The 26,161-nt window shown below is 64.6% G+C and carries 27 protein-coding genes and 4 pseudogenes; 18 read left to right on the top strand and 13 right to left on the bottom strand.

From position 1 onward, the window contains the following. Positions 1 to 166: 166 nt before the first annotated feature. The 3 genes from JGR78_RS03025 to JGR78_RS03015 form a co-directional block, all read right to left on the bottom strand. Positions 167 to 1,519 (bottom strand): ISNCY family transposase, encoded by a 1,353-nt coding sequence (locus JGR78_RS03025; protein ID WP_200559425.1) that lies wholly within the window; start codon positions 1,517 to 1,519, stop codon positions 167 to 169. A gap of 134 nt (positions 1,520 to 1,653) precedes the next feature. After that, complete coding sequence (locus JGR78_RS03020) at positions 1,654 to 2,160, bottom strand: hypothetical protein (RefSeq protein ID WP_200559424.1); 507 nt, start codon at positions 2,158 to 2,160, stop codon at positions 1,654 to 1,656. Continuing rightward, entirely contained in the window at positions 2,157 to 2,984 is an 828-nt protein-coding gene (locus JGR78_RS03015; protein ID WP_182793812.1) for a DUF3100 domain-containing protein, read from the bottom strand. Before JGR78_RS03015 ends, JGR78_RS03020 begins: the two co-directional genes overlap by 4 nt. 295 nt (positions 2,985 to 3,279) lie before the next feature. Between JGR78_RS03015 and JGR78_RS03010 the strand changes: the two genes are divergently transcribed. The 4 genes from JGR78_RS03010 to JGR78_RS02995 all read left to right on the top strand — a co-directional run bounded on the left by JGR78_RS03010 (position 3,280) and on the right by JGR78_RS02995 (position 8,078). Further along, on the top strand, positions 3,280 to 4,200 hold the full coding sequence (locus JGR78_RS03010; protein ID WP_182793814.1) for a LysR family transcriptional regulator: 921 nt from the start codon (positions 3,280 to 3,282) through the stop codon (positions 4,198 to 4,200). Positions 4,201 to 4,257: 57 nt separating this feature from the next. After that, positions 4,258 to 5,217: an NAD(P)-dependent oxidoreductase gene (locus JGR78_RS03005; protein ID WP_182793815.1), complete on the top strand. Its 960-nt coding sequence runs from the start codon at positions 4,258 to 4,260 to the stop codon at positions 5,215 to 5,217. 1 nt (position 5,218) lies between these two features. Next, complete coding sequence (locus JGR78_RS03000; RefSeq protein ID WP_182806113.1) at positions 5,219 to 6,751, top strand: aldehyde dehydrogenase family protein; 1,533 nt, start codon at positions 5,219 to 5,221, stop codon at positions 6,749 to 6,751. 298 nt (positions 6,752 to 7,049) lie between these two features. Beyond that, positions 7,050 to 8,078 (top strand): IS110 family transposase, encoded by a 1,029-nt coding sequence (locus JGR78_RS02995; RefSeq protein ID WP_182806115.1) that lies wholly within the window; start codon positions 7,050 to 7,052, stop codon positions 8,076 to 8,078. 254 nt (positions 8,079 to 8,332) lie between these two features. Here the strand turns inward: JGR78_RS02995 and JGR78_RS02990 are convergent, their stop codons facing one another. After that, the gene (locus JGR78_RS02990; RefSeq protein WP_200559422.1) at positions 8,333 to 9,115 is read right to left on the bottom strand and encodes a DDE-type integrase/transposase/recombinase; all 783 of its coding nucleotides are present in this window, start codon (positions 9,113 to 9,115) and stop codon (positions 8,333 to 8,335) included. 850 nt (positions 9,116 to 9,965) lie between these two features. Here JGR78_RS02990 and JGR78_RS02985 point away from each other — a divergent pair. Beyond that, on the top strand, positions 9,966 to 10,220 hold the full coding sequence (locus JGR78_RS02985) for a hypothetical protein (RefSeq protein WP_182793941.1): 255 nt from the start codon (positions 9,966 to 9,968) through the stop codon (positions 10,218 to 10,220). 121 nt (positions 10,221 to 10,341) lie between these two features. Here the strand turns inward: JGR78_RS02985 and JGR78_RS18360 are convergent, their stop codons facing one another. The 6 genes and pseudogenes from JGR78_RS18360 to JGR78_RS02955 all read right to left on the bottom strand — a co-directional run bounded on the left by JGR78_RS18360 (position 10,342) and on the right by JGR78_RS02955 (position 14,007). Continuing rightward, complete coding sequence (locus JGR78_RS18360; RefSeq protein ID WP_256435017.1) at positions 10,342 to 10,968, bottom strand: transposase; 627 nt, start codon at positions 10,966 to 10,968, stop codon at positions 10,342 to 10,344. Between the two features lie 125 nt (positions 10,969 to 11,093). After that, positions 11,094 to 11,198 (bottom strand): annotated as a pseudogene (locus JGR78_RS18355) (hypothetical protein); the annotation flags it as partial. Positions 11,199 to 11,335: 137 nt separating this feature from the next. Beyond that, positions 11,336 to 11,526, bottom strand: a pseudogene (locus tag JGR78_RS02970) (IS3 family transposase); the annotation flags it as partial. A 139-nt stretch (positions 11,527 to 11,665) separates the two neighbouring features. Then, positions 11,666 to 12,031 carry a hypothetical protein gene (locus tag JGR78_RS02965; RefSeq protein WP_182806066.1) on the bottom strand — a complete coding sequence of 122 codons (366 nt, stop codon included), beginning with the start codon at positions 12,029 to 12,031 and terminating at the stop codon, positions 11,666 to 11,668. Positions 12,032 to 12,256: 225 nt separating this feature from the next. Beyond that, a complete protein-coding gene (locus JGR78_RS02960; protein ID WP_182806068.1) occupies positions 12,257 to 13,336 on the bottom strand; it encodes a PLP-dependent cysteine synthase family protein in 1,080 nt (359 codons plus the stop codon). A 98-nt stretch (positions 13,337 to 13,434) separates the two neighbouring features. Then, positions 13,435 to 14,007: an NADPH-dependent FMN reductase gene (locus JGR78_RS02955; protein WP_182793714.1), complete on the bottom strand. Its 573-nt coding sequence runs from the start codon at positions 14,005 to 14,007 to the stop codon at positions 13,435 to 13,437. 909 nt (positions 14,008 to 14,916) lie between these two features. Between JGR78_RS02955 and JGR78_RS02950 the strand changes: the two genes are divergently transcribed. The 6 genes and pseudogenes from JGR78_RS02950 to JGR78_RS02925 all read left to right on the top strand — a co-directional run bounded on the left by JGR78_RS02950 (position 14,917) and on the right by JGR78_RS02925 (position 17,985). Beyond that, positions 14,917 to 15,255: a carboxymuconolactone decarboxylase family protein gene (locus JGR78_RS02950; protein WP_182793715.1), complete on the top strand. Its 339-nt coding sequence runs from the start codon at positions 14,917 to 14,919 to the stop codon at positions 15,253 to 15,255. Positions 15,256 to 15,412: 157 nt separating this feature from the next. Next, positions 15,413 to 15,832, top strand: a complete 420-nt coding sequence (locus JGR78_RS02945) for a hypothetical protein (protein WP_234450841.1) — start codon at positions 15,413 to 15,415, stop codon at positions 15,830 to 15,832. Between the two features lie 2 nt (positions 15,833 to 15,834). Beyond that, complete coding sequence (locus JGR78_RS02940; RefSeq protein ID WP_200559418.1) at positions 15,835 to 16,371, top strand: plastocyanin/azurin family copper-binding protein; 537 nt, start codon at positions 15,835 to 15,837, stop codon at positions 16,369 to 16,371. Continuing rightward, positions 16,368 to 17,123 (top strand): RNA polymerase sigma factor, encoded by a 756-nt coding sequence (locus JGR78_RS02935; protein WP_182806070.1) that lies wholly within the window; start codon positions 16,368 to 16,370, stop codon positions 17,121 to 17,123. Before JGR78_RS02940 ends, JGR78_RS02935 begins: the two co-directional genes overlap by 4 nt. Positions 17,124 to 17,186: 63 nt before the next feature. Continuing rightward, a pseudogene (locus tag JGR78_RS18550) lies at positions 17,187 to 17,588 on the top strand (patatin-like phospholipase family protein); the annotation flags it as partial. A 31-nt stretch (positions 17,589 to 17,619) separates the two neighbouring features. Next, the gene (locus JGR78_RS02925; protein ID WP_200559417.1) at positions 17,620 to 17,985 is read left to right on the top strand and encodes a patatin-like phospholipase family protein; all 366 of its coding nucleotides are present in this window, start codon (positions 17,620 to 17,622) and stop codon (positions 17,983 to 17,985) included. 147 nt (positions 17,986 to 18,132) lie between these two features. Here JGR78_RS02925 and JGR78_RS02920 read toward each other — a convergent pair whose 3' ends face one another. Continuing rightward, a complete protein-coding gene (locus JGR78_RS02920; RefSeq protein WP_182793719.1) occupies positions 18,133 to 18,675 on the bottom strand; it encodes a DUF488 family protein in 543 nt (180 codons plus the stop codon). Next, positions 18,675 to 18,869 (bottom strand): DUF2945 domain-containing protein, encoded by a 195-nt coding sequence (locus JGR78_RS02915; RefSeq protein WP_371816676.1) that lies wholly within the window; start codon positions 18,867 to 18,869, stop codon positions 18,675 to 18,677. The genes JGR78_RS02920 and JGR78_RS02915 overlap by 1 nt, the downstream gene beginning before the upstream one ends. A 274-nt stretch (positions 18,870 to 19,143) precedes the next feature. Between JGR78_RS02915 and JGR78_RS02910 the strand changes: the two genes are divergently transcribed. From JGR78_RS02910 to JGR78_RS02900, 3 genes and pseudogenes are all read left to right on the top strand, one after another. Continuing rightward, positions 19,144 to 20,175, top strand: coding sequence for an IS110 family transposase (locus tag JGR78_RS02910; RefSeq protein WP_182793966.1), 1,032 nt, complete (start codon positions 19,144 to 19,146; stop codon positions 20,173 to 20,175). A gap of 514 nt (positions 20,176 to 20,689) precedes the next feature. After that, positions 20,690 to 20,860: pseudogene (locus JGR78_RS02905) on the top strand (integrase); the annotation flags it as partial. A 307-nt stretch (positions 20,861 to 21,167) separates the two neighbouring features. Beyond that, positions 21,168 to 21,848 carry a spermidine synthase gene (locus JGR78_RS02900; RefSeq protein ID WP_182806147.1) on the top strand — a complete coding sequence of 227 codons (681 nt, stop codon included), beginning with the start codon at positions 21,168 to 21,170 and terminating at the stop codon, positions 21,846 to 21,848. 112 nt (positions 21,849 to 21,960) lie between these two features. On the opposite strand, the gene JGR78_RS02895 is transcribed toward JGR78_RS02900, so the two are convergent. Then, a complete protein-coding gene (locus JGR78_RS02895) occupies positions 21,961 to 22,998 on the bottom strand; it encodes a fatty acid desaturase (protein WP_182793885.1) in 1,038 nt (345 codons plus the stop codon). Between the two features lie 967 nt (positions 22,999 to 23,965). On the opposite strand from JGR78_RS02895, the gene JGR78_RS02885 reads away from it, so the two are divergent. From JGR78_RS02885 to JGR78_RS02870, 4 genes are all read left to right on the top strand, one after another. Then, a complete protein-coding gene (locus JGR78_RS02885; RefSeq protein ID WP_182793913.1) occupies positions 23,966 to 24,172 on the top strand; it encodes a cold-shock protein in 207 nt (68 codons plus the stop codon). Positions 24,173 to 24,287: 115 nt separating this feature from the next. Then, on the top strand, positions 24,288 to 24,566 hold the full coding sequence (locus tag JGR78_RS02880) for a DUF982 domain-containing protein (protein WP_234450840.1): 279 nt from the start codon (positions 24,288 to 24,290) through the stop codon (positions 24,564 to 24,566). Between the two features lie 593 nt (positions 24,567 to 25,159). Beyond that, positions 25,160 to 25,369 (top strand): hypothetical protein, encoded by a 210-nt coding sequence (locus tag JGR78_RS02875; protein ID WP_182793917.1) that lies wholly within the window; start codon positions 25,160 to 25,162, stop codon positions 25,367 to 25,369. A gap of 47 nt (positions 25,370 to 25,416) precedes the next feature. After that, positions 25,417 to 25,812, top strand: a complete 396-nt coding sequence (locus JGR78_RS02870; protein WP_182793919.1) for a DUF6481 family protein — start codon at positions 25,417 to 25,419, stop codon at positions 25,810 to 25,812. Positions 25,813 to 26,161: the final 349 nt, after the last annotated feature.

The raw sequence follows: 26,161 nt of genomic DNA, 5'->3' as shown, positions 1-26,161 counted from the left end.
GGCACCACAGTCTGTTGCAACCATCCAGAAATGTCACCCTTGCTGGCAATTCAGGAATGTCACCGGGCGCCACGATGCCGGCAGCCGGGCAGGGCGGAGACCTCCGCCATCGCAGCCCTGACCGGCTGCCTTGAGCGGCCGTCGGATCCAGTGCTCCGTCTGGCGTTCAGTTCGTTCTGGCTTCGACCTGCGCTCGACGTGCCTTGACCAGCAGAGGTGTGCGACCAGGTCCGACGGTGCCCTTGGGCTCATAGCGGGTGCGCTGCTTGCCGACGCGCCGCGCCCTGGGCGGGTCCTGGTCCTGCTGGGTCTGGATGAAGGCCAGCACCTCGGTCAGGCGCTTGTTCTCGGTGATCGCGGCGTGGGTGACGCGCTGCTCCTTGTCGAACATCCGGCAGGGCAGGGACACGCCCCTGGCCCGGATCTCCAGCCGGCCGTCCGGGAACTCGTAGGTGTCGACGTATGTGCCGACCAGGCCGAGCGTCAGGTGGTTCGGTTCGAGGATGATGCGCTTCCTGTCGTAGGACAGCGCCAGCTGCTGGCCGACATGGCGTTCGTCGCGCAGGCAGAAGATGTCGCGGAGCCGCTCCGGCTCGACGTTCAGGGGACGGTGCAGATCGTCCGACCGGCGCGGGATGCGGGCGAAGCGGGTATTGAAGGCCGCGATGAAGCCGGGCAGGAACGTATTGCCGGCTGCCATGTCCGCGATCCCGGCAAGCCGCAGTTCCTTGACCAGACGGTCCTGCAGGGTGCGATTGGCGCGCTCGACCCGGCCCTTGGCCTGCGAGGAATTGGCGCAGAGGATCTCGATGTTCAGCTCGTTCAGCGCCCGGCCGAATTGCGTCATGCCATGGCCGCTGCGCGCCTCGGTGCGGTTCACCCGAAACACGCTGTGCTTGTCCGAATAGAAGGCCACGGGCCGGCCGTGCTCCTGAAGGTAGCCCTCCAGCGCATTGAAATAGCTGAAGGTGCTCTCGGAGGCGACAAACCGGAGATGCATGAGCCGGCCGGTCGCATCGTCGATGAACACCAGCAACGTGCAGGCGGGGCCCCGATCCTCGAACCAGCGATGCTCCGAGCCGTCGATCTGGACCAGCTCACCCAGGGCCTCGCGCCGCAGCCGCGGCTGGTGCAGCACCCGCTGCTGCTTGCGCGAGACCCATAAACCGTCTTCGATCATCCATTTGCGCAAGGTCTCGTGCGAGATATGGATGTCATGCAGCTCGGCCAGCTTCTCGGCCGCAAGCGTCGGACCGAAATCGGCATACTGCGTCCGAACGAGTGCCAGCACCTGCTCCCGATGAAGGGCAGACAGGGCGTTGTTCGGCGCACGTCCGCGCGCACGGTGGGCCAGCCCGGCCGGGCCATCCGCCCGAAACCGCGCCAGCAGCCGAAATACCTGCCGCCGGGTCAGGCCGAGCAGGCCGGCGGCGTCTTCAACCCGCAACCGGCCAGTCCCAACCTCCGACAGCACCTCGATCCGGTTCAGCTCGCGTTCGCTCATCACCAGCCATCCCATGTTCGTCCCCCGAGGATCATGCTTCAACCGGGGGAGAGTGACATTCCTGCTTTGCTCAGCGGTGACATTTTAGCTTTGCGCGTATACCGCCGGCTTGAATACTTGGTTTTATGGATGCCTTGATCTGGAGACCGTCAGCCCGTCAGCCCCAAGGTCAGATGGGCGATGATGACCGAGCCGATATAAGTCCCGAACATCACGCAGAGCGCGACAATCACGATCTTCCAGCCAGAGGTCCGGGCGATGTGGAACTCCTGTGCAGTCAGGGCCAGACCGCCATAGGCCAGCGCCGGAGTCGCCAGCGCGAGGAAGTTCAGCTTTCCGACGGCTTCCGTCACCCAGGCCGAGCCGGGAACCCCCGGAATGGTTGCGAGCACCGCAATCAGCGACACCCAAGCCACTGCCGGAAGGCCGATCCGGATGACCTGCGCAAGCATCAGCCCGATCGCCGAGCCGACCAGAAGGAACAACATTCCCGGCAGTGCCCCTCCGGGTAAGGTCCCGGTTGCAACCCAGTTCGCCACCAGCCCGATAACCCCGGCGACAAGCAGCATCGCCATCTTGTCGCCAACGGGGATGTCCGACCGTTCATCATCTGCGATGGCATCCGCTAGGTCATGCATCTCGGTCGCCTGGGTCATGCTTTCTCTCCCTTGGTCGGATTGGCCGGATCGTTGGGACGGGCGCGCTGGTAAAGCCACTCGGTCAGCGGCAAGGCCACGAATACGGCGACATAAAGCCCGGTGGCATAGGTCAGGATGTTGCTGGCCGCGGCCAGCGCAAGGATGATTTCCTCCTGTTCGGGGATCACTGCGACGAGGCCGCCGGTGCAGGCAGCCAGCATCGAGCCCGAGCCGACGCCGCAGGCCATCGCCAGCGCGCGGACGTCGAAGATGTCGAGTGCATGGATGAGAGGCGGCATGATCGCAAAGACAAAGGTGGCGATCAGCGTGCCGGTGGCATAGACACCCATGGCGCCGGCGCCTTCGGGGCTGTTCAGCCCGTATTTCTCGGCGATCAGGGCAAGGTTCGGCTCACGGTCGATCGAATAGGACGCGCCGATCGCTTCCCGTCCCATGCCGAGCAGGTAGACGGCCACAGGGAATGCGACAGCGATCGTGCCGAGGTTGCCGATCTCCTGAAGGATGAGAGCCGGGCCGGCGGCGATGATGTCCCCCATCGCTGGTCCGACGGTGGTGCCGAAACGCGCGATGAAGGGCATGATCGCGACGATGATCATCGCCCCCGCGATCTTGCTGGAGCGCGCCGTGAGAACCTGTCGTGTCGCCTTGTTGATGACCGGATTGAGTGCGATCCCGATTGCAAAGGCATAAAGGATCGGCAGGAGGATCACCGTGGCAATCCCGATCGGCAGCCGGATGATGCCGATCAATTCGGAAATCACAACGATGACCAGCACCAGCAGATGCAGTGGCAACGCGTCGCGCGAGAAAACATTGGTCATCAAGCCCCTCCCGTGGATCGATGCAAGTGCCGAAGGCTAACCCGCTTCGCACATGACCCGGCAGCACGCTGCTGGGCAACGCGGTGTTGCCCCTCGGGCAATCCTCGCGCACCTATAGGACCGGCTGGACTTGCTCCGTGTGCCGCACGCATCATTGCCGCGTCGCGCCGAACCGGATCAAAGTCATGTCCAACGGAACGCTCATCGAAGCCGCCGCAGATCTTTTCCGCCACGCGTCACTGCTGCAGGAACGGCAGCGTCTGGACGCGTTCGGGAATTGAGGAACAAGACGATCATGGACGCTTTCGACCACCGGTTCCTGCGCGAATTCGCCGTGGTGGCGCAGGAAGGATCTATCCGGCGCGCCTCCGAGCGGCTGAACGTCGTGACCTCCTCGATCAGCCGCAAGATCTCGGACGCGGAGATCCGACTTGGCGTGAAGCTTTTCGAACGACATTCGCAGGGGATGCTTTTGACCGAGGCGGGCAAGCTGCTGCTCGACCACGCCAACCACCTGCACAACGAGCAGGACTATGTCCGTGAACTGATCGGCCAGTATCGCAACGACACGCGGCGGGTGATCCGGCTGGGCGTCGGCGAAGGATTTGCGGCCGATCTGATGCAGAACGGACTGGCGGCGCTGATGAGCACCAACCCGAACCTGCGCTACCAGATCACCACTGCTGGCACCGACAGGCTGGTCGAACTCGTCATCCAGGACCAGGTGGACATCGCTCTCGCTTATAACCCCATCCTGCTTCCGGGGACGCGATCGCTGGCGATCGGGCGGCAGCCGCTTTGCGCGATCGTACCGGTCTCCTCCTCGCTGATCGGCCGCTCCAGACTGTGGCTTGCAGACGTGCTCGAGCAACCGCTCGCGCTGCTGAACGAAAGTCATGGGATCCATCAGCTGCTGGCCCGGGCAGCCAGCGATCATGGCTTGTCACTGCACCCGGTTGTAGAGACCGAGTCGATTGCCCTCTTGATCCGCTTCGTTTCGGCCGGCCTCGGCGTGACGTTCCTGCCTCGCTTCTCGGCCACCATCCAAGAGGCGCGGGGCGAGCTGAAGATCCTCGATGTCGATGAGCCGCTGCTGCTCAGTGCAAGCGCCCATGCGATCGTACGTGCGCGGCGGCGGCTGCCGAGATCAGTTGACGCCGTGGCCACGCTGCTTGCTGCCCGCATGTCGGCCTTCTCGCCGGCGGCGTTGCCCTGAGGGCAACGCGGCGTGCGCGGCTCGTGTTCTGCACGCCGCGTGATCCTTAAGGATAGGATGGCACGACAGGCGGCTGCGCATGCTGCGGCCGCCACGAACCGCAGGGAAGCACGCATGACCACACATGACGCATTGCGCACCGGCATGATCGGACTTGGTGCAATGGGTCTGCCCATGGGCAAGACCTTGATTGGCAAGGGCTTTGACGTCATCGGCTTCGATCTCGATCCCGCCCGTCGCGCCAAGGCGGCCAAAGCCGGACTAACGGTGGTAGAGTCCCCGGCCGAGGTGTTCCGCAATAGCCGGGTCATCATCTTCTCGTTGCCTGCCGCGCAGCACGTGCGAAGCGTGATCGACAACTCCGGGCTCCTGACCGACGACATGGCTTTCAGGATCATCATCGACACCTCCACTTCAGAGCCGCAGGTCAGCCGCGATCTGGCTGAGGCGCTGGGCGCGCGTGGACACGGATTTCTGGACGCGCCCGTCAGCGGCGGTCCGAGCGGCTCTGCAAGCGGCCAACTGTCGTTCATGGTCGGGGGAGACGAGGCACATTTCCGCGAGGCGCTGCCCCATTTCGAGGCTATGGGGACGAAGATCCTCCATGTCGGTGGCAGTGGCGCGGGGAATGTCGCCAAGCTCGTGAACAACATGCTGGTTGCCTGCCACATGCTGACCACTGCCGAGGGGCTGCGCCTGGCCGAGGCGAGCGGCGTCGGCGCCGCCGATGCGCTGCGAGTGGTCAATGCGGCGTCTGGACGCTCGATGCTGTCCGAGGTGCATTTCCCGAATTGGGTTCTCTCCGGGTCGTTCTGCAGTGGCTTCTCGGCGGGATTGATGCGCAAGGACGTGCGTCTGGCCCTCGACCTGGCCGGCAAGGTCGGAGCCGACCTGCCGATGGCGAAGCTGGCTCAGGAGATCTGGGCCGAGGACGCATCCGGCATCGCCAATGACGAGGATTTCACCAGGCTGGGCGATCCCGCACTCGGCCAGCGCACCAAGGCGGAGACGCACTGACATGAACACCGTTCCCGAATTCGACACTGCCGCCCGCGTCGCACAGTTGATGAAGCAGCTTTGCGGCTTCGATGGACTCGCAAGCTTTGTCGGCGGCGAGGCACAGAAGGGCGACGGCGATTCGATCGAGCTCTACGATCCCGCCACCGGCAAGTTGGCGGATACCTATGCCGATGCGGGCGCCAACGTCATCGATGCGGCAGCCGCGGCTGCCGTCCAGGCCCAGGCCGAATGGTGGGCCAAGACCGCCTCTGAGCGTGGGCGGATCATGTTCCGCATCGGCCAACTTCTGCGCGAAAACGCGGAGGCGATTGCCGAACTGGAGGCAATTTCTGCCGGACGGCTGATCCGCGACATCTCTGGCGAGGTCATCCGGGTGGCCGAGATGTTCGAATATTACGCGGGCTGGTGCGACAAGCTGCATGGCGAAGTGATTCCGGTCCCGACCACACATCTGAATTACACCCGACCTGAGCCTTATGGCGTCGTGGTCCAGATCACGCCGTGGAACGCGCCGCTTTTCACGGCCGGCTGGCAGGTCGCCCCCGCGATCTGTGCGGGCAACGGCGTGATCCTCAAGCCGTCCGAGCTGACGCCGCACAGCTCGCTGGTCATCGGGGTCCTTTGTGAGAAGGCCGGCGCGCCGCGCGGCCTGGTGAACGTCATCGCCGGCGCGGGTCCGACCGCGGGCCAGTATGCGATCAGTCATCCCGAGACGCGGCTGGTGGTCTTCGTGGGTTCGGCCGCGGCAGGCGCGAAGATCGCCGAGACAGCCGCTCGCAACATCGTGCCCTGCATCCTCGAACTCGGCGGCAAGTCGGCCAACATCATCTTCGACGACGCCGATCTGAACCGCGCGATCGTCGGCTCTCAGGCCGCGATCTTCGGCGGCGCCGGGCAGAGCTGCGTCGCCGGCTCGCGTCTGCTGGTGCACCGGAACATCCACGCCGAGTTCATGCGCCGCTATGCGGAGGCGACCACCCGCATTCCGGTCGGCATGCCGCTTGACCGCACGGCCCTGATGGGGCCAATCAACAACCTGCGCCAGTTCGAGAAGGTCAGCTTGATGGTGCGTCGCGCCGCGGCCGAGGGAGGCCGGATCATCACCGGAGGAGAGCGCCCGGAGGCGTTCCCCGAGGGGTATTTCTACGCACCGACCGTGATAGACGAGGTCAGGCGAGACATGGAGATCGCCAACGAGGAGGTCTTCGGCCCGGTGGTCGGCGTCACTTCGTTCGGGGACGAGGACGAAGCCGTGGCGATCGCCAATGCTACGAACTACGGTTTGGCCGGCGCAGTCTGGACCCAGGATGTGGGCCGCGCCCACCGGATCGCCGGCAAGGTTCGGGCCGGGACATTCTGGATCAACTCCTACAAGACGATCAATGTCATGTCGCCCTTCGGCGGCTTCCGCAAGAGCGGCTACGGCAGGTCTTCGGGTCGCGAGGCCCTGAAAGCCTATTCGGTGACGAAAAGCGTCTGGGTCGAGACATCCGCAACGCCGACGATGAGCTTCAGCTACTCGCCCGCCTGACATCTTAACGCGCGAGGGGAGCGTGCAATCTCCCGCACCCTTCAGTGTCGCTCCCGTCAAAGAGGTCCGAATCTCAGGAGAGCTGGCTTGCTTCGTCTGACCAGTGTCGGGTGTGCTGCCAAGTGGATCTCCGTCCTGGTAGCGCCGCCGCCGGGATTGGCATCGGCTGGCTGAGACAGGCTGATCAGGCGTCTGCCCGCCGGGCGACGAATGCGGCCTGGTGCTGATGATGTGACCGCCCCCCGACGGCATCGATGTGCCAAGGTGGGTCTGCGACGATCCACACAGGGGAGCGGTCATGTCGAAGATTACTACGATCGGGCTCGATCTGGCGAAGCATGTGTTTCAGGCGCACGGGGCCGACGCGTTTGGCCAGGCGGTGCTGCGCAAGAAGTTGCGGCGGGATCACGTGCTGGAGTTTTTCAGCCAGCTGCCGCCATGCGTCGTGGCAATGGAAGCCTGTGGCGGCGCTCATTTCTGGGGCCGAGAGATCAGCAAGCTGGGCCATGAGGTGCGCCTGATCCCTCCTGCCTACGTGAAGCCTTTCGTGAAGCGCCAGAAGAATGATGCTGCTGATGCAGAGGCGATCTGCGAAGCCGCACAGCGCCCGACGATGCGCTTCGTGCCCGTGAAGAGCGAAGAGACGCAGGGAGCCGCGATGGTCTTCCGCGTGCGCGAGCTTCTGATCCGGCAGCGGACACAGGCGATCAATGCCCTGCGCGGGCATCTGGGCGAGTTCGGGCAGATCGTGCCCCAGGGTGCGGCCAACACCGCGCGGCTGATTGCCATCGTCGAGGATCCGGAAAGCGGCCTGCCAGCAGACGCCATCGCCACGCTGACGGTGCTGGTTGCGGCCCTCAGGCACCTCCAGACGGAGATCGGACAGCTCGATGTCGAGATCGCCCGTCACGCGAAAGAGAACGAGGTCGCCCGGCGTCTGATGACGGTGCCCGGCATCGGGCCGCTGATCGCCACAGCCATCGCGGTCCTGGCTCCGCCGCCCGAGACATTCCGCCGGGCACGGGACTTTGCGGCCTGGCTCGGCCTCACGCCGCGGCAGCATTCGACGGGCGGCAAGCAGCGGCTCGGGGCGACGACGAAGATGGGCGAACGGTCCCTCAGGCGATTGCTGATCCTCGGCGCCAACAGCATCATCATCAAGCGCCATGTCCACGCTGCAGCCCGGCCAGGCACCTGGCTGGCGGGGATGCTGATGCGCAAGCCGCCAATGCTGGTGCGGGTGGCACTGGCCAACAAGATGGCGCGCATCGTCTGGGCGCTGATGCGCAGGGGTGGTGTCTACCGGGCTCCGGCCGTAGCGGCGTAAGCCGCCCGTCGGTCGCGAGGACGTCGGAGCGGAAGAGGGCAAGGAGCAGTTTGGCGCAACGGTCGTGAGACGGGGTCAGAGGAACCAGCCTGCAACAAAGTGCCATCGAGCACGCGGCGTTGATTTGGGGCCTGATCCGCGAACACCATACGGGCCCGCGGCGTGTAGCAAGGCCGCATCAGAGGCCGGACACATGTCAGCACCCGACACCGCGTCAAGATCAGCTCCGAAGATCCCTCTTGCGCACGGGGCGGTTACACATGTTGCAGAAGCCCACATAGCGGCCGATCGAGGCCCCGGTCCCGGAGACGCTGCCGCAGGGGCGCCGGGACACCTCCTCTGTATTTCGCTGCGCGGTCCTTCGGTTCACCGTCCGCCAGCGCCGCTCGACGAAGGCGTTGCCGCGCCCTCGGCGTATGGGCCGACCCCCTGCCGTCCATGCTGATGGCGACCCTGGCGTTCTTCAGCGCCGTGATGAACGCCACACCGGTGAACTGCGAGCCCTGGTCGCTGTTGAAGATCTCCGGTCGGCCGGAGCGGCCGAGCGCGTCCTTCAGGGTCTCGATGCAGAAGTCCGGTGACCGCGTGATCGCCAGCCGCCGGGCGAGGACCTTGCGGCTGAACCAGCCGAGGACGGCGGTCAGGTGGACAAAGCCCTCGCCATCGGAATGGAGGTGATTGTCCATTGCCCAGGCCTGGCCTGGCCCCGTCACTGCCGGATGGCGCACCAGACAAGGAGAGATCTTGTGGCCCGGCACCGGCTTTGACGTGTTCGGGCGGCAGAGCGCCGGGCTCGCCATCCCCTTCCTCAGCGGGCAGACGTGAAGCCGGCCCGGTTCGTGTTCCTCCGCCCGCAACAGGCCCTTCAGCATCCGGCTGCCCGCGAAGGGATGCTCAGGATGAAGTGCGTCGATCCGGCGCATGAGCGCGGGATCGGCGGCCGAGGCAGGCCGCGGCAGGTAGCAGGCGCGGCCCCCGCTGATCCCGGGCACCTTCGCCTTGCGGCTGACGCCCAGCCCATGGTCGCGGTCGATCATCGTCCTGCGCCCGGCAGCAGACCGGCCCCGGCCCGAGCGCGCCGGACAAGAAATCCTTCCCCGGCGTCAGCTCGCCGCTCTTCGCGTGCAGCGTGCTCACCTCCACCGCCGATGCCGGATCCACCGCGGCCGCCCCCCCGCGCCCCGGACACCCCGGAGGCGCCGTCCAGGCGCTGCCTGCGCTACTGCGTGGCCTGGGTCCGGATGCACGTCGAACTGCCCGGCCAGTCCGGCCAGCGTCTTCCTGCCCCTGATGGCGGCCAGCGCTGCCTGCGCCTTGAAAGCCGGGCGGTGGTTCCGGCCCGGTCGTCTGCTCATGGCCTCTCCCCGCCCCCGGCATCATGCCGAGGACGCCCGGATGATCCACTCACCCCCCTATGCAGATTGCCCGAACTAGCTCTAGCGGCGGCGTCTTGGCATTCCGCCTGCTCATCGCGCAGACGAGAAACCGGTCATGATTATTTTCGACGAAGTGATGAAAAAAGGTTCTGCGCTTCCTATATATGCGACGACTCCGTGAACACTTCCCGCGGGGTCTCTTGGAGGACCCAACGATGGGTGCCGATGACAAGATGCCGGGTGATGGCCAGCAAGTGAGCCAGATCACCGAACCCGCTCAGATAACACCAGACAACGGGAGCGATGAGGGCCTGCAGCGCGGCAACGGGTACCTGGGTCGTGGTCCTGAAGACCATGCGCGCCCTGCCAGTGCAGATCAAACGTACTGTCTGGCTCATGTATCGACGAAAGGACCGTGGAAACTTCCTGTTCGGTCTTCACCTTCCTTTCCTCCTTTCTGCCTCATGGCGGCATGGCGAAGCGCCAACTCATGCAGAGAAAGGAAATCGCCATGAAGACGTTTGCAGTTGCCTTGGCCGTCCTCGGCCTGGCCGCCACCGCGGCGCAAGCCGATAAGCTCGTGGATCCGAGTGACCACGGGGACCGGGACGACGGCTCTGTTGTGGTCCAGGCGGAATACACCGTTGAGGTGCCTGCCGGCACGATCCACAGCAGCGAGGACTTGGTGAACGAGAACCTGCCTGCCAGCGAACTGGTGAGGGTGACTCTTATCCCATCCAGCGGCGTGATCGACACCGGGCAGTGAGTCTCACAGATTGAAGGATGCCGCAGTAATCGCGGCATCCCGCCTGCTTCCGGCCGACCGGGATAAGGGAAGGCTCAGGGCGGTGCGTGAGACCTGCTACCGATCGAAAAGCTGGCTGTCTCTAGACTGACTCGTCCGTAAGCGTGGCGGCGGGTCCCTGTGCGGTGAGGCCTGACAGCAGTGTGCGGCCCCCAGGCATGAATTTTTCGATGCGGGATTTCGGGTGGCCGTCGGGGATGGCACGGAGAGTATCGGCGATGCAGCCGACCGGGTTGACGCCGGACATCTTGCAGGTGGCGGCCAGCGAGGCCAGCATCGCCCCGTTCTCGGCGCCGACCTCTTTGCCCGCGAAGAGGGCGTTTTTCCTGGTCAGGGCGATCGGACGGATCTGGTTCTCGACCGGGTTGGTGTCCAACTCAAGGATGCCGTCGTCGAGGACAAGGCTTTGCCGAACGATCAGGCCGGGCCAGTGCGCGAGGGTATAGCGGATGTCCTCGGCCAATTGGGATTTCTGCGGGATGCGCGAGAGCTGGGCCTCGAGACATGGTCCGGGCGCGGCAACGACGGGTGCCGCATGCTCGCGCCGAACGACTAGACGGATGGCCGCGCCGTTGCCACGCACGGCCTTCTCGATCTGATAGAGCAGCGCGATCTGACGCAGCATCTTCTCAGCGGTCGGCGAGTGCACGTTCTTGAAGCGATTGACGAAGCGGCGGCGGACATGGGTCCAGCAACAGCCAGTTGCCACGGGCCACCCTCGCGCACGCCCGGTGAGCGCGTTGCAAGACTGGCAGGCATCGCATTGCGAGGCAAGCGGCCGCGGTATCCGTCGAGGAACTTCAGCGGATGCTCCCCTCCCCGGCCGGAAGCATAGTGGAACAGGACGAGGGGCGGGCCCGCACCGCCATGGCCGCGGTCGTCGGACCCGGCGGCCCGGAAGTGGCCGCTCTTCGTGGCCTTCCGGCCCGGGTCCAGCATCGGCGCGGGGGTCTCGTCGACGAAGATCCGTTCCGCGCCGCGCAGATGGGCGCGCATGACGCAAGCGCTTTTTCCCGGTCCAGTGTCATCACCTCGCAGGTCACCAGGACAAGCATCTCAACTCCAGAACCACGGGGGATGTCTGCTCGCCTACCACTGTCGATCTCGGCCTTCTTCACCCATTCGTTCAGGGTGCTGAACAGCCAATCTTCGCCGCGATTGACACAATCGCCTGCCAGCGAGAGCCATGCTGACCCTCGTTATCAGAAACCAGCCGCACCGCGCGCTCGCGCACTTCAGGGGAAAACTTGTTCGTCGTCTTGCTCATGATGCTCCAGCCTACTCGGGAATTGGAGCCTCCGGCAAACCTGACTCGGTTCAGTGACCCAATCCGCCGTCTTGCTACAAACCTCGATGCGCTGGTTCGAGGTCGGGTCATCCAAGGCGTTCTCCTTCGCGCAGCTACGTCAGGCGCCGTTGCCGTGGACCTTCTTGAAACCTGCGGTGCATTCCGACTGCCATGCCGCATAATGACGTTCCGCATCGGCCGGAAAGCGACCCAGTTCGACCGCAAGATCGAAGAAACCGCGCCTCGGCAGACCATTCATGCGGCTGACGACCAGAGCCGCAACCATGGGCCGCCCCGCTTCGACATCCTCTCGCATCGTTTGCTCGAGCGCGGCGGCGATTTGGGAGATGGTGCCGGGGGGCACCAGTCCAAGCGCTTTCGCGAGCTCCTGATAAGTGAGGCAGGACGCACCGGCCACCTGGCTCGACAACAGGGCTCGCACCAGCGCCGCGAGCGCCACAGTACTGTCCGCAGGGCCGGTCATGTACCAACCGCCTCGCTGACCAGGCGGCGCACCAGTGGCGGGGCCTCGTTCCAGTAGACAGGTTTCCCAATCTCTGCGCCAGTGGACGAGTGCTCTGGCGTTGCGTCATCCTGGCGACTGTCGTGGGCCATAGGCCTCGCGCATAGAGGTTCCGCCTTGGCGGGCCAGGGTGGGACGGCGTCGATTTCAGCGGGCATCCCCATTTTTCCTTCCTGTTGGTCCGCTTCACCCCATTCGATAACCGGGCGTGGAGAGCGACAGTGCACGCTCCTCATCGTCCATGTCCTCGTGGATCGCCTCGAACAGCGGCGTGGTCAGGTACCGCTCGCCGGTGTCGGGCAGCATGGCCAGAATCACGGAGCCTTCAGTTGCACGCTCGGCGATCTGCATGGCGACCGCAAAGCTCGCCCCGCCCGAGATCCCCGTCATGATGCCCTCCCGGCTTGCAAGCTTCCTGGCCCATGCGATGCCGTCAGCCCCAGAGACCGGGATCAACTCGTCATAACCGCCGTTGTCCAGCGCCTCCTGCAGCACGAAGGGGATGAAGTCCGGCGTCCAGCCCTGGATCGGATGAGGCTCGAATGCAGGATGACTGGCTGCGGGCGCTTCGTCTGGCCCGCGCTCCTGCGCGAGGCCGCTGGACACCAGAGCGGCATTCGTCGGCTCTGACAGGATGATCTTCGTCTCGGGTCGTTCACGGCGCAATACGCGGGAGAGGCCAGTCACCGTGCCGCCGGTGCCGTAGCCCGTGACCACGTAATCCAGTCTGTCGCCAGCAAAATCGCCGATGATCTCGCACGCCGTGGTTGCCTCGTGGATATCGGCATTCGCGGGTGTCTCGAACTGCCGAGCCAGGAACCAGCCGTGTTCGTTGGCCAGCTCCACGGCCTTCATGTACATGCCGGTTCCCTTCTGCGCGCGGGGGGTCAGCACCACCTTGGCGCCAAGCATCCGCATCACCCGCCGCCGTTCGACCGAGAAGCTTTCGGCCATCGTCACAACCAGCGGATAGCCCTTCTGCGCACAGACCATGGCCAGCCCGATGCCAGTGTTGCCGCTGGTCGCCTCGATCACGGTCTGGCCGGGCTGCAAGGTGCCGGCGCGTTCCGCCGCCTCGATGATGTTCAGCGCGAGGCGGTCCTTGACGGAGCCTGCCGGGTTGAAGAACTCGGCCTTGACGTAGAGGCGCACACCGTTGGGCGCGAGATTCTTCACCCGGATCACCGGGGTGTCGCCGACAGTGTCGAGGATGGAGTCGAATAGGCGTCCCCGCCCCTTCGTTCTACGGATCGACTTCCCGATCATGGTCTCACTCCCGAGTTGATTTGTTTGCGCAGAGGCAAGCCAACCGGTGCACCGTGACCTGTGAGCGGCTCCGCATTGCTTAATCGGCGCTTCCCGCGTCAGCTCGCGCGCGGATAGACGCTCAGCACGCGCCCGATGAAGTCGCTGAACTCCTGCATGTAGTTGCGCAGGAAGTCCTCGGTTCCCGGCACGCTGACCTCGCCTGCGTCAGAGATCAGGTTCGGCGTGAACTGGATATAGGCCTCGACCGCGTTCATCATCGGCGAGTTGCAGAAGCCCAGGATGCTCTTGAGGTGCTGCTGGCCGACGGCGGTGCCGATCGCGCCGGGCGAGGTGCCGATGATCGCCGAGGGCTTGCGGGTGAACGCGTTCTGCCCGTAGGGCCGGCTGGCCCAGTCGATGGCGTTCTTCAGCGCGCCGGGGATCGAGCGGTTGTATTCCGGCGTGACGAACAGCACGGCGTCCACGTCTGCGATCGCCGCCTTGAAGTCCCGCGCGACCTGCGGGTAGTCGCTGTCATAGTCATAGCTGTAAAGCGGAAGGTCCCCGAAGGGGATCTCGCGCATCTCCAGCCCGGCCGGCGCCAGCCGCACGAGCGCCCTGGCGAGCTTGCGGTTGATCGAGCCTTTCGCGAGACTGCCCACGAAGTAACCGACAGTGAAGTCCGACATCTCATCCTCCGTATCTAGGGGTCCTGCGCGCATTCTGCAGCAGGAAGACCTTCCGCACTGCCACTCAGGCTACGGCAATTCCGGCCTTCCGTCTCGGGTCGAGTGTGCCTTGGTCGCAGGAACTTTGCCAGCCCGCGCCCGTTTCCCGGCATGGCGCAGGAGGAGGTCTCCGCCGCAACGCCATCGTGACGTTGCGCGCCATGCTTCAGAGAGATTGCAATGGCGCCAACCATTTCTGGCATTCTGCCGGGATCGGCACTGTCCACCCCCATGGTCCTGACCCAAGAAGCGGGACAGCCGCCCTAGGACGGCGACACCCTTTCGCTCGAAACCTTCTCGGGCCGGGTGCTGGCCAATGGCCCCGAAGGTCCCTGAGAGTTGACCTGGGAACCCGATGACATGCTCTGAGTATCGTCCCGGTCGGACCCGATCATGTGATCCGACTTCTGGAGTCAGTCAGGATCGTGACTTGACGGCTTGGTACCGGACAGTCCTCAGAGTTGCGCGTGCCGGGCACAATTTGCCAGAGAGCTACTTACCGAGAGGTTGGCTTACCCTCCTTGCTCTCGCAGGTACCGGCGTCTGAGGGAAATCCGTGAGCTGATCTGATGACGTCTGCGGCTTCGATTCAGGCGGACGCTGAGCGCAAGGAGGGGTTCTCGACGCTTAAGGCCGAGGCTACGAGGACGGTGGTGGTGAATCCGAACCGTTGCGGACGCGCTGCGAAAGCGGCCCGGGGGGAAGACAGACGGCAGGAACGGACGCAGGCTGCGTGAGAACGACGGCCCGCAAATGCAGGGGAACTTTTTCCGGCGTATCGCATCTAATCGAGTGAAGCGGCCGCCTGACCTGCGCTCATGACTACGCGAACGACAACCATTGCGAGTGATGCCTGAAACGGAGGAGATCATGTCCGACATCACCCTGCCCAAGGCCAGTGCCGCGCTTGCGGCCAGGCGGCATGCCTTGGCACCCGACATCGACGATGCCTTCGCAGCCTGGTCAAAGGCCGTGCTTGCCGACGGCGCGCTGGACAAGCGCACCAAGCAGTTGATCGCGCTTGCGGTGGCGCATGTGACCCAATGCCCGTGGTGCATCGAAGGCCACACCAAGGGCGCCAAGCGTGAGGGCGCAACCAATGAGCAGATCATGGAGGCGATCTGGGTCGCGGCCGAGATGCGGGCCGGCGCCGCTTATGCCCACGCCAACAAGACGCTGGCGCTTCTGGATGAAATCGACGGCGGATGACCGGGAGGAGCAGGATCGGGCTTGCGCGGGTCTTGGACTGACGCCTGAACGCGTGGATCTGAGCGCACGAGCCATGCCGATGCGAACCTTTCCGGCGAGGCTGCATCCAATGGAATGAGGCCGGGCTGATCCGGCCCGCAAACCGAAAGGTCATCCCATGTTCCGGTCCCTCCCCGCTCTCGCAGCGTCCATGATTCTCGGCACCCTGCCACTTCCGGCAGCCGCCCAGACGGCCAGCGGAACCGCGCCCCCTGCCGCCCCCTTCCAGAAGGTCAGCGACCTCGTCACGCTGCCGGATTTCCTGCCTGGTCTCGGAACCCTCTATGTAGACCCTACCAATCTGCCTGCCGGACCCTTCCTCGGCTATGATCATGACGGCAAGCTGTCGGCCACGATCTACATGGTTCCCATTGAGGATCTGGAAGGCGGCACTGCCTTCAACGACCTCGCGGTCGGCAGCGGCACCGTCACTTCGGTCGATATCTATTACAACGCCGGCCATCCCGGTGTGGAAAAGCCGCATGCCCATGTCGTGCTCTACCACGACAAGGATGCCAAGGCGCGGCTGGCGGAATGACCATGAACCGCCGAAAGCTGATCATCGGGGGGGCGGCCATGTTGTTGGCCGCCCAGGTGCGGCCCCGCCTGGCCATCGCGGCAGGGCCGCTGCCGGTCGAGATGAAGGGTACTCCGCGGGGCGAGCAGGTCTGGTTCGTGCCGGTGGGCCTTGCCGTCACGCCGGGCGCGACGATCCGTTTCGTGAACCGAGATGCGGGCAACAGCCACACCGCGACGGCCTATCACCCCGACATCCTGGACCGGCCGCGGCGCATCCCCGATGCCGCCCGGCCCTGGGACAGCGACCTGCTGCTGCCCGGCGAGGAGTTCGAGGTCACGCTGACCGCGCCGGGGGTTTATGATCTCTACTGCCAGCCGCATGAACATGCCGGCATGGTGGCGCGGATCGTGGTCGGGCGGCCGGACCGCGATCCCCGGTGGCAGGGTCCGGCGCTCGACGCGGGCGATCTTCCCAAAGCGGCGCTGGCCGGCTTCCCGCCGGTCGGCGTTATTCTCGAGCGTGGGGCAGTGATGCCCCCAGAAAGAGGCTGGACATGAGCGAACCTGAGAGGTCGGTGTCCCTCCGTGCCGAGCGGCAATCGTCCGAGGCTGCTCTGGTGGCGGCTGCCCGGCTGCACGACGAGGCCGCCGTGCGGGAACTGATCCGGCGACTGAACGGGCGCCTGTTCCGCATCGCGCGTGGGCTGATGCCCAGCGACGCCGAGGCCGAGGAGGTCGTGCAGGATGCCTGGCTGGCCGCCTTCACCCACCTGGACGGCTTCCGCGACGCGGCCCGGTTCTCGACCTGGATCACCCGCATCACGCTGAACTGCGCGGCTATGCGGCTGCGCAAACAGCAGGCACGGCAGGAATACGACACGGTGAACGAACCCGTGGTCCGCAGTGCCGAGGTGCTGCTGTTTCCCGGCACCGACCCCCAGCCGATAGAAGCGATCCTCGGCCGGATGCAGACCCGCGCCCTGATCGAGGCTGCCGTGGGCGAGCTGCCGCCCGACCTCCGGCTGGTGTTCCTGATGCACGAGGCGGTCGGGCTGAGCCTGGGCGACATCGCCCGCGACCTGTCGCTGCCGCTCGGCACTGTCAAGACGCGGCTGATGCGTGCCCGCCACCGTCTGCGGCGGATTATCGCCGACCGGATCAAGGGCGGGTTCGAGACGATCTTTCCATTCGCCGGTGACCGTTGCGCCCACATGGCGGACCGCGTGGTGGCCATGCTGAAAGCACGACCGTGCTGGTCCGCCCCCCTGTCTGGGCCTGTGCAACGAGACGCTGCGAAGGAGGAGCGATGAACGACAGTGACACTGTCAGACGCCGCGGCAGCGGCAGCCATCGCAAGCATTGCACAGTTGTCGATGGAACCCTCATCGGTCGCGATTTCGGGGTCCTTGAACCGGGGTGGCGTCCTGCTGGCTGCTCCTGCTGATGAGCGAGCGGCCGAGAACCGCCTTTGTCCTGGCTGGTGGCGGCAGCCTCGGGCCATCCAGGTCGGGATGCTTCTGGCGCTGACGGAAGCAGGGCTGAGGCCCGATTTCGTCCTCGGCTCCTCCGTGGGCGCGCTTAATGCCGCCTATTTCGCGGGGGCGCCACTCCTCGCCGACGTGGAGCGGCTGGCACGAATCTGGTGCGGGTTGCGCCGATCCGACATCTTCCCGCTGTCGCCCTCGGGCCTGCTCGGGAGCTTGCGCCAGTCGGGCAGCATTGTCGATCCGGCCCATCTGCGGCACGTGCTGAAAGCCTATCTCCCCTTTCTCCGGATCAAGGGAGGCCCTGCTGCCGTTGCGTGTCATGGCGACCGATCAGCAAGGCGCGAGCGTGCGGCTTTTCGCAGGGCCGGCAGTGGAGGCAATCCTCGCCGGTTCAGCCATGCCCGGAATATTTCCGCCGGTCACCATCGATGGCCTCCAGCTGACGGACGGAGCGATCGCCGGGAACACGCCGCTGCGTGTTACCGCCGGGCTGGACGCCGCGCAGATCATCGTGCTTCCCACCGGCTATGCCTGCGCCCTGACCGAGCCGCTATGCGGCGGGATCGCACGGATGCTGCATGCCGTGACGCTGCTGATCGCCTCGCAACTGCGACACGAGATTGAGACAATGCCGGAAGGCGTGAGGGTCCACCTCGCTCGTGCCATCTGCCCGCTCGTCGTATAGCCCCATGATTTCACCGCCTCACGCCAGCTGATCGAGCGTGCGCAGAACCGCAGGCAGGCGTGAATCGCCCGCGGCGGTCTGACCCGCGCAGCCTGTGCACGTGAACTTGCCGTGCATCACCACCGAGGCGCGAAGGTGCAGACAACCTCAGCCGGCCGGTTCGGGGGGATAGACCGCTTTTCCTGCTGCGGTCCTTTGCGTGCCGGGCGTGAGCGTGGCGGAGACGATCTGGCCCGGTCCCATCAGGTGGTCCACGGCATGGCCGTTCAGCAGCAGATGGTCGGCGATGATGCGGCGATGACATCGCCACCAGACCGCCTCCGAACACATCAGCGCCAGCCGCTGCTCTCGTCCCAAGCGCACGAGTTCCTCGAAGGCTCCGGCGAACTCCGGCCCCAGCGCGTAATCGGCGTAGTTGTGGAAACTCTGCACACGCCACAAGGCATTGAGACCGGGGTCCACCTCAGGCTGCTTCGGCCGCCGCCCGCCCAAGGCGGGACAGTGGCAATAGCCGATCTGCACCCGCGCGAGATCGTCTGGAAGCCGGTCGATGTTGTATTCGGGATTGCGCCGCGACCGGGGAAACGCCCGCACATCGACGAGCAGGCGGACCCCGGCAGAGCGCAGCATGCTCAGGAATTCCGCGAGGCTGCGGTCGGAATGCCCGATTGTGGTGAACTGCGCGACCATCAGCCGATCTTCGTCAACGCGCCTTCCTTGTGGGCCGCGACGTGGTCAGTCCTGTCGCTCGCGATCTCGTATTGGGGATCGTCCTTCGAGGCGCGGTGGCAGTGCCCCTTGCAGTCGAAATCCTCGTGATGGACCCTGACGATCCGACCGCTGACCCGGCCAGCCTCGGAGTTCCAGCTGACATGATCACCGATGAAAAACTTCGCAATGCGAGGGTCCCTCCTCTGCGGTGTTGGCCCTGATGCACTAGGCTTGTGGACATCAACGCCGCCACTGCTGAATTGATCCTGCTTCGCGATAGCGTGGCAGGTCCGCGGACATCACGATGATCCGTTCACCACCGTGTCTGGCCTCGCTTGCACATGCCGCTGATCAGTGGAGATGGGGTGGATGCCGCTCTCTCCCCTACGGCGTCGCAATGCGCCAAGCTTGTGATGCTGAAGTCACAAGAGAAACAAGAGGGCATCCATGAAGGAAATTAGCATCATCGGCGTCGACCTTGCAAAGAACGTGTTCCAGCTGCACGGCGCGGCCGCGGATGGTTCGGTCATGTTTCGCAAGAAGCTGTCGCGCCCGCAATTCCAGCGCTTCATGGCGGAGCATCCGCAATGCCTCGTGGTGATGGAGGCCTGCGGTGGTGCGCATCACTGGGCGCGGGAACTGGTGCGGGTCGGCCATGAGGTGAAACTGATCGCACCGCGCTATGTCAAGCCGTTCATCAAACGGCAGAAAAACGACGCGGCGGACGCGGAGGCGATCGTGGAAGCGGCGCTGCGCCCGACCATGCGCTATGTCGAGCCGAAGACCAGCGACCAGCAATCGCGCTCTATCCTGTTCCGCACCCGCGAGCAGTTCGTGAAACAGCGCACGGAAGCGGTCAATGCGCTGCGGTCGCACCTGTACGAGTTCGGCTTCATCGCGCCCGAGGGGATCGGCTATCTTCCGCGCCTCGACGCCCTCATCAAGGACGCAAACTCCGATTTGCCGCCGCTCGCCCGGGAAATCTGTAGTGAACTGCTGGACCAGGTCGCGCATCTGACCGCCCGGATAAATGTCATGAAAAAGAGGATCGACGCGATTGCCAGGGAAGGCGAGACATCTCGCCGCCTGCAGACCATGCCGGGTGTGGGTCCGATCAGCGCCTTGGCCGTCGAGACCTTCGCGCCGCCGATGGCGCAGTTCAAACGCGGCCGCGACTTTGCAGCTTGGCTTGGGCTCGTGCCACGACAGGCGTCGACCGGCGGCAAGCAGCGGCTTGGAAAAACCTCGAAGATGGGCCAGCGCGACATTCGCCGTCTGCTGATCACCGGCGCGATGGCCGTGATCCGCTGGGCCCTGCGCCGTGGCGCACCGCAAAACCCCTGGCTTGAGCGCATGTTGGAACGCAAGCCGCCGATGGTCGCGGCCTTCGCACTGGCCAACAAGATGGCGCGCGGCCTCTGGGCGATGCTCACGCGCGGTGAAGACTATCGCGATCCGGTGATCGCCAGCGCTGCCTGATCCGGCATCAAAACGCGAAAACGGAACGCAGAGTTGTGAGGAAGGCATGATCCGAATGGGCAAATGATCGACATGATCCGGGTTGGGCAAACCAGAAACCTTCTCAGAGCTTCGAGCTCGCTGTTGGAGATTTGGCCCCGGTCCGCGCATCTCCATCTCGGCCAGCGGCATCTATCAGGCCGCGCTAACAGGCCTGACAAGAGTCCGCACTCGATCACATGTCTAAGGTTCAGAAATTCCTTGCAAATGAGGGCGGCATCCACAAGAGAAGGTTCGACGTCAGGCCTCTCCCCTCCGCCATTTCAGAGTTTGAAAACAGCGAGTCAGCAAGCCGGATTTTCGGCTGCCAGCCCAGATACCCGCCCACGCTGAAACGCTGCGGAAGAAAGCAGATCGGGGCCGGAAGCAACATCCCGCTGCCTCCGGCCCCGTTGTCGCCAGCGTCCCGCGTGACGACTGCCCCAGACGCGGGGCGTGGCACTTGCTTGTGCCGCGTTGGAAGGCCCCGGTTCGCGCCTGCGGTACGCATTCCATGCGCCGGACCAAGGTGGTGCAGATTTACAAGACAGGGAACCTCCGCGCAGTCCAGTTGCTGCTGGAACATACGAAGATGGACAGCACGGTCCGCTACCTTGGCATCGACATTGAGGATGCGCTGACCCTCTCGGAGGGGATCGACCTGTAGCCGCTCCGCCGAGGGGCGCCTTGCGTGCTGGTCGGCCCAGAGCCGCCACCTGCTCTCAAGAGTTTGCCGCAATGCAGCTTCCCGGAACCGGACGTTCGTGGATGCAGCGACTTGCGGTCCTGAACTCTTGCGCCTTCTATACCGGACCGGATCAACACGCTGGGCGTTTGCCGAAGTTTGGGAAGACCTCGGTCGCTGCAGAAAGGGACTGAGAGGGAGTTCGGAATATGCCAGAGGCACATGGCCCTTCAACTGCCTGCCTCAAGCAGACAGGCCGCAGGGCGGCTCAAGGAACAGGATTGTCCGCATGCTTCCCTGGATAGAACTGGCGACGGCAACTGCGCCTGGCGGAGACAGGCTCCGGCTGCTGCGTCGGGGCGACGAGTTCTCGATCCGGCTGCAGGGTGGCAACGAGTTGATGAACAGCCGGCTCGGCCACTCGGAGGAGGCGCTGGCGACGCTGGCGCTGGAACGCTTGGCCGGCCGGCCCGCGCCGCGCGTGCTGATCGGCGGGCTGGGTATGGGCTTCACCCTGCGAGCGGCTTTATCAGTCTCGCCGCCCGGTGCCCGGCTAGTCGTTTCGGAGATCGTGCCTGAACTCGTCGGCTGGGCAGGGCAGCACATGGGAGCCGTCTTCGGAGAGTGTCTGTCGGACCCGCGGGTCGAGGTCGAGACACGGGATGTCGGCGCCATCATCCGCGAGGCCGCGAGCAGCTTCGACGCCACCTTGCTGGACGTCGACAATGGGCCCGACGGCCTGACCCGCCCCGGCAATGATGCCCTTTACAGCGAAGGCGGGCTGAAAGCGGCGCACCGGGCGCTGGGGCCCAAGGGCGTGCTCGCGGTCTGGTCCGCCGCACCGGCCCCGGTCTTCTCGCAGCGGCTTTCGCGCTGCGGGTTCGAGGTGGCGACGCATACGGTTCGCGCCAGCAGGGGCAAGCGCGGCAACCGCCACACGATCTGGATCGGGGTGCGGGACGGAAACTGAGAACGGAGCATGGCGTCAGGGCAAGCAGGCTGCCGTTGCTTATCCCGACCAGCCGCCCGGACCACGTCCCATCAGGATCGCGGCTATTGGAGGCCCTTGAAGCAGCCGAACCCTATGCAGCGCCGTAGCGCTGGCGTGCCTCTCGGAACGACGTCAGGCGCTTCAGCTTCTCGTCCCACAGATGCAGGTTCACCGAGCGCAGGCTTTCCCGGGGCGTCAACCGCTGGGCTGCCGCAAGTTCGGCATGGTCGCGCAGGATCTCCGGCAGCCGATAGAAGGGAATGCGGCTGTAGAGATGGTGGACATGGTGAATGCCGATATTTGCCGATACCCAGCGCAACGGCGCAGGCAGCACGTAATGCGAGGACCCTGCCAGCGCCGCCTCGTGCAGTTGCCAGTCGTCGTTTCCAGCCCAGTGGGTCTCCTCGAACTGGTGCTGGACGTAGAACAGCCACATCCCGATCGTGGCGGCGACGACAACCGTGGGAAGATAGATCAGGACCACCGGCGCCAGCCCGCCCAGCCAGATCATCGCCGCAAGAATGAGCGCGAGCATGGCATTCGTGCCCATGGCCGACATCCAGTAGCGCCGGCCGGCCGTCATCAGGCCAAGCGGCAAGCGGTTCTGCAGCAGGAACAGGTAACTCGGCCCCAGCCCGAACAGCACGATCGGGTGACGGTAAAGGCGATACATCAGCCTGCCGAGGCGGCTCCGCGCCTGGTATTCGGCCACCGTCAACGTCAGCACATCACCAATGCCGCGCTGGTCGAGATTGCCGTGCTGCGCGTGGTGAAGGGCATGGGTCCGGCGCCAGACGTCGTAGGGCGTCAGTGTCAGCACCCCCAGGCACCGGCCCACCCAATCCTGAACCTTGCGGCTGTGAAAGAACGAGGCATGGCCGCAGTCATGCTGGATGCAGAATATCCGCACAAGGAACAATCCGTTCAGGATCGAGAGGCCGAGCGTCAGCCAGTAGCTGATCGACATCGACGCCCAGGCCAGACCCCAGAGCAGGGCAAATGGCACCAGAGTGACAAGGAGTTCAAGGATGCTGCGGCGCGTGGAGGGCTCGCGATACTTCGCCAGGACCCGGACCCAGTCCTTGGCCGAGCGGACCTGCATGGTCGGCGTGTCGTCGGAAGATGTCATCATCAACGCCCTCGAGCTTGAGCCACGAATGACCATAGGCCCGCACGGCGTTTTTCCTGTGCCGCATCCTCTAAGGCGAGCCTCTCGCCCCGGCAAGGCACGAGTGCGGCACAAGCGGGCTCTGGGCGCGGGCAATGCATCATGGGAGTGCCCGGCATGGCTCGTCGAGGTTGTTTTTGCTCTCCTTCACCAGGATACGGCGCGGCAGCGCGAGATTCCCTCCACCGGAAGCCTGCGCCGAGATGATCTGCGTCTTCCTGTATTGACTGCAGTAAGGGCCAGCGCCGGCCCACGGCGAGGACGACGCAAGCACCCTTCCCGATCTGGTCGGCAAACAGGATGACGGTGTATCTCGACTAGCCGTGCCTTGCTTTGGCGCAAGCACGCGGCCGAGAAGCTCGTTCCGTCTTTCTTCATCCGGTTGTGCCATCTCCGACCTCCCCGCGATCGGATGGCCACCGCAAGCAGGCTCGGGTGGGTCGCGGTCATCGCGCCTTCGGCCGACAGGCCGGCGGCGAAGATTGTATCCGGGCAAACCGTGAACCCGGTCGCGACTGCGCGGGTCAGCACTGCCGGCAGTGCAGCTTCGCTGTCTCGGCATGCTGGCCCTCGGGCCAAGGTCAGAGTTCCAGCATCCTTGGGGTTATGGGGCCTACACCGGATGGGGATAAACCAGGGATCAGTCCATGGCCTTCGGCGTCGCGGTTCATGTCGGTCCTGTAGGAGAAGTGGTCCGGACCTTGGGTGCAGCCGTGCAGCATCAACACCAGTCGGACGGGAACGCCTGCCTCTTGCATGGAGTGGGATGCAATGAAATCCGTGCTGCCACTTGCAAGATAGGCGGCGCACCCTCATATGAGTTCAGCAATACTCTTTTTCGAACCTGTTCCTTCCGGCTCAGCTCTCGATCTTCAGCTTTGCCGGGACGCTGCATCATGTGAGCGGCACAGATAAAAGGAATATCACGATGGCCAATGGCACCGTAAAATGGTTCAACTCCACCAAGGGCTTCGGCTTCATCCAGCCCGAAAGCGGCTCGAAGGATGTCTTCGTCCACGTCTCCGCGCTCGAACGTGCCGGCATTCACCAGCTGGATGACGGCCAGGCGCTTTCGTTCGACCTGGAGCGAGACCGCAACGGGCGCGAGTCGGCGACGAACCTCGTTCTCGCCTGAGCGACAATCTGCGAAATCATGAAGGCTGGGCCGCTCTCGGGCAGGCCCTCCTTCCCCACGAACCGGCTTGCATTGCGGTGCGCCGGTATTCGCCTCTCCACGAAAGAACACGACGTTGATCGAAATTAACTGGGGCAAGCCCCTGTCCTTTGTCATGTCGCCCCACGGCGACATCCAGGACATCACCACGGCCGAACAGGCCCAATACTGGTTGCTGAAGAAATGGCCGGTCGCCGACCACGCCCGTGATCGTGCGCTCCACCAAGTGGAAGCGGCCATGGACTGCATGGCATCTGTCGGCACCGCGCGCCGGGCCTTCATCTCGGCGGCAAGGACGGCGGGGTTCGTGCCCGCAACCCATGTGGGTCAGACTGCGCGAGCCATCGCTGCGTGATGGGGCACCCAGATCCGAACTGGACGACATTCCCGGACTGCCTTGCCGTAAGGGAAGCGATATTCCCCCATTTCAATCTTTTATGCGCAGGTTTGTGAAGACGACATGCGTGATCCGACAAGCCTTATCTGAATGTTTGTTGCTCCTCTCAGGAATCCCTCAGAACAAGAGCAGATCAGGCGAACGACGCTCAGATTCAGCTTGCATTCCAAGAGACTTGCTGACTGAGGTCATAAACGTAGGCGCTTGCCGGATTGGCTATGTTGGTCTGGATGGCGAGCCTGTTCCCTTGAAGCCGACGGCGTGCAATCCAGAGGCGCTTGGCCCTGCACGCCGCCCCCAGATCCTGAAAGGAATATCCGTGCGAAAAGACCTTGGCAGAACGGACGAGGAAGTTGCGCAGTTGATCCTGTACAATTGCCATCAAATGGGTGAGACGCAGCAGGCTGCCCAAGGGATGGTGGAGCGTTGCCTTGAAAATCGGCGCAAGTCGGTCCTGCAGGTTAGTCTTGGGTGATCTCGGCGCCGACGCCCTCTTCTGCCGGAACCGTGCCGCGCTGCGTCATGACGTCACTCCTGGGAGTTGAACTGCAATGACACCGACCCACAGCCGACCGCGCCAGCAGGCCGAGATCGCCTTTGCCAAGACCCAGTCGCATTTCCGGGCAAGGGAGCGCGCTGTCGATGAACTCGACGCTGTGGCCGAGGCTCGCCGAGAGAAGACCCTGCGGCTCAGGACGGCGCGCCTCGCCAGGGAATTCGAAGACCGCGCCCGGGCAGCTTCCGTGCCGCAGAAGCCATGACAGCGGCCTGACTTTCAGGCCGACAACACTTCAGACAGGATACAAGTTTGAGAACCACCAAGACCAACGATCTCGCCGACCGTCGCAGTGCTGCTGCCGATGCGAAGGCCGCGCTCCTTCGGGCCTATCGGGCCACGAGGGAGGCCGCCGAACCCACACGCATCGCGAGGCAAGAGGAGCTTCTCGCGATCGCTGCTGCGCGGGACGAACGGCGTGAAGAGCGGGATCGGCTGAAGACAGAGGCCCGTGCGCAGCAGGAGGAGCAAACGCGCGTCGAGGCCGAGGCGGCCGCTTATCAGGAAGCCGCCGCTGTCGCCGCCCGGGCCAGGATTGCCGCGCGTGAGAAGGCTGACAGCCTGATCGCCCAGGTCATCAAGGACGAGGATGCACGCAAGGCCGACCGCGACCGGCGCTATGCCGATCGCAAGGCACGGCAGAAGTAGGTCGTCCTTCCTCCCTGCACAGAGAGCCTTTGCCCGGGCGGCTTGACCGACCGGCGAAGTCACCTTCCCGATCACGGACATGACTGCTGCGGCTTTTGTCTGATGGATCATGTGGCCCGCGCCGGGGACACAATGAACGCTGCTGTGCGGGGTATCCTCGTGCAGCCGGACTGACTGATCTTCCGCATCGACAGGACGGTCCTCAGCGCCTGCCACGATGGCGACCGGCATCTTGAGCAGGGCGCAGGTGTCCTGGGCCGCAAGAGCATCCGGAACCATCAGGGCCGACTCCGCGGTGCTTGCCCAGAGTTGTGAGGGACGGATGGCCATGGCCTCCGGAAACCCCGCG

It is taken from the genome of Paracoccus sp. MC1862 (assembly GCF_016617715.1).
Classification (GTDB): Bacteria; Pseudomonadota; Alphaproteobacteria; order Rhodobacterales; family Rhodobacteraceae; genus Paracoccus.
Note: the sequence above shows the minus strand (reverse complement) of the source record. Positions and strands in the feature narration are given on the sequence as shown.

What these genes read in the sequence shown, in the direction of transcription:
- JGR78_RS02940 (WP_200559418.1), top strand. Translation starts at nt 15,835, where the DNA reads ATGAACCGCCGAAAGCTGATCATCGGGGGGGCGGCCATGTTGTTGGCC.
- JGR78_RS03005 (WP_182793815.1), top strand. Translation starts at nt 4,258, where the DNA reads ATGGCACGACAGGCGGCTGCGCATGCTGCGGCCGCCACGAACCGCAGG.
- JGR78_RS03020 (WP_200559424.1), bottom strand. Translation starts at nt 2,160, where the DNA reads ATGACCCAGGCGACCGAGATGCATGACCTAGCGGATGCCATCGCAGAT.
- JGR78_RS02995 (WP_182806115.1), top strand. Translation starts at nt 7,050, where the DNA reads ATGTCGAAGATTACTACGATCGGGCTCGATCTGGCGAAGCATGTGTTT.
- JGR78_RS03015 (WP_182793812.1), bottom strand. Translation starts at nt 2,984, where the DNA reads ATGACCAATGTTTTCTCGCGCGACGCGTTGCCACTGCATCTGCTGGTG.
- JGR78_RS02950 (WP_182793715.1), top strand. Translation starts at nt 14,917, where the DNA reads ATGTCCGACATCACCCTGCCCAAGGCCAGTGCCGCGCTTGCGGCCAGG.
- JGR78_RS02885 (WP_182793913.1), top strand. Translation starts at nt 23,966, where the DNA reads ATGGCCAATGGCACCGTAAAATGGTTCAACTCCACCAAGGGCTTCGGC.
- JGR78_RS02955 (WP_182793714.1), bottom strand. Translation starts at nt 14,007, where the DNA reads ATGTCGGACTTCACTGTCGGTTACTTCGTGGGCAGTCTCGCGAAAGGC.
- JGR78_RS02965 (WP_182806066.1), bottom strand. Translation starts at nt 12,031, where the DNA reads ATGACCGGCCCTGCGGACAGTACTGTGGCGCTCGCGGCGCTGGTGCGA.
- JGR78_RS03010 (WP_182793814.1), top strand. Translation starts at nt 3,280, where the DNA reads ATGGACGCTTTCGACCACCGGTTCCTGCGCGAATTCGCCGTGGTGGCG.
- JGR78_RS03000 (WP_182806113.1), top strand. Translation starts at nt 5,219, where the DNA reads ATGAACACCGTTCCCGAATTCGACACTGCCGCCCGCGTCGCACAGTTG.
- JGR78_RS02920 (WP_182793719.1), bottom strand. Translation starts at nt 18,675, where the DNA reads ATGGTCGCGCAGTTCACCACAATCGGGCATTCCGACCGCAGCCTCGCG.
- JGR78_RS02985 (WP_182793941.1), top strand. Translation starts at nt 9,966, where the DNA reads ATGAAGACGTTTGCAGTTGCCTTGGCCGTCCTCGGCCTGGCCGCCACC.
- JGR78_RS02900 (WP_182806147.1), top strand. Translation starts at nt 21,168, where the DNA reads ATGCTTCCCTGGATAGAACTGGCGACGGCAACTGCGCCTGGCGGAGAC.
- JGR78_RS02875 (WP_182793917.1), top strand. Translation starts at nt 25,160, where the DNA reads ATGACACCGACCCACAGCCGACCGCGCCAGCAGGCCGAGATCGCCTTT.
- JGR78_RS02990 (WP_200559422.1), bottom strand. Translation starts at nt 9,115, where the DNA reads ATGATCGACCGCGACCATGGGCTGGGCGTCAGCCGCAAGGCGAAGGTG.
- JGR78_RS02895 (WP_182793885.1), bottom strand. Translation starts at nt 22,998, where the DNA reads ATGACATCTTCCGACGACACGCCGACCATGCAGGTCCGCTCGGCCAAG.
- JGR78_RS02935 (WP_182806070.1), top strand. Translation starts at nt 16,368, where the DNA reads ATGAGCGAACCTGAGAGGTCGGTGTCCCTCCGTGCCGAGCGGCAATCG.
- JGR78_RS02945 (WP_234450841.1), top strand. Translation starts at nt 15,413, where the DNA reads ATGTTCCGGTCCCTCCCCGCTCTCGCAGCGTCCATGATTCTCGGCACC.
- JGR78_RS02910 (WP_182793966.1), top strand. Translation starts at nt 19,144, where the DNA reads ATGAAGGAAATTAGCATCATCGGCGTCGACCTTGCAAAGAACGTGTTC.
- JGR78_RS02925 (WP_200559417.1), top strand. Translation starts at nt 17,620, where the DNA reads ATGGCGACCGATCAGCAAGGCGCGAGCGTGCGGCTTTTCGCAGGGCCG.
- JGR78_RS02960 (WP_182806068.1), bottom strand. Translation starts at nt 13,336, where the DNA reads ATGATCGGGAAGTCGATCCGTAGAACGAAGGGGCGGGGACGCCTATTC.
- JGR78_RS03025 (WP_200559425.1), bottom strand. Translation starts at nt 1,519, where the DNA reads ATGGGATGGCTGGTGATGAGCGAACGCGAGCTGAACCGGATCGAGGTG.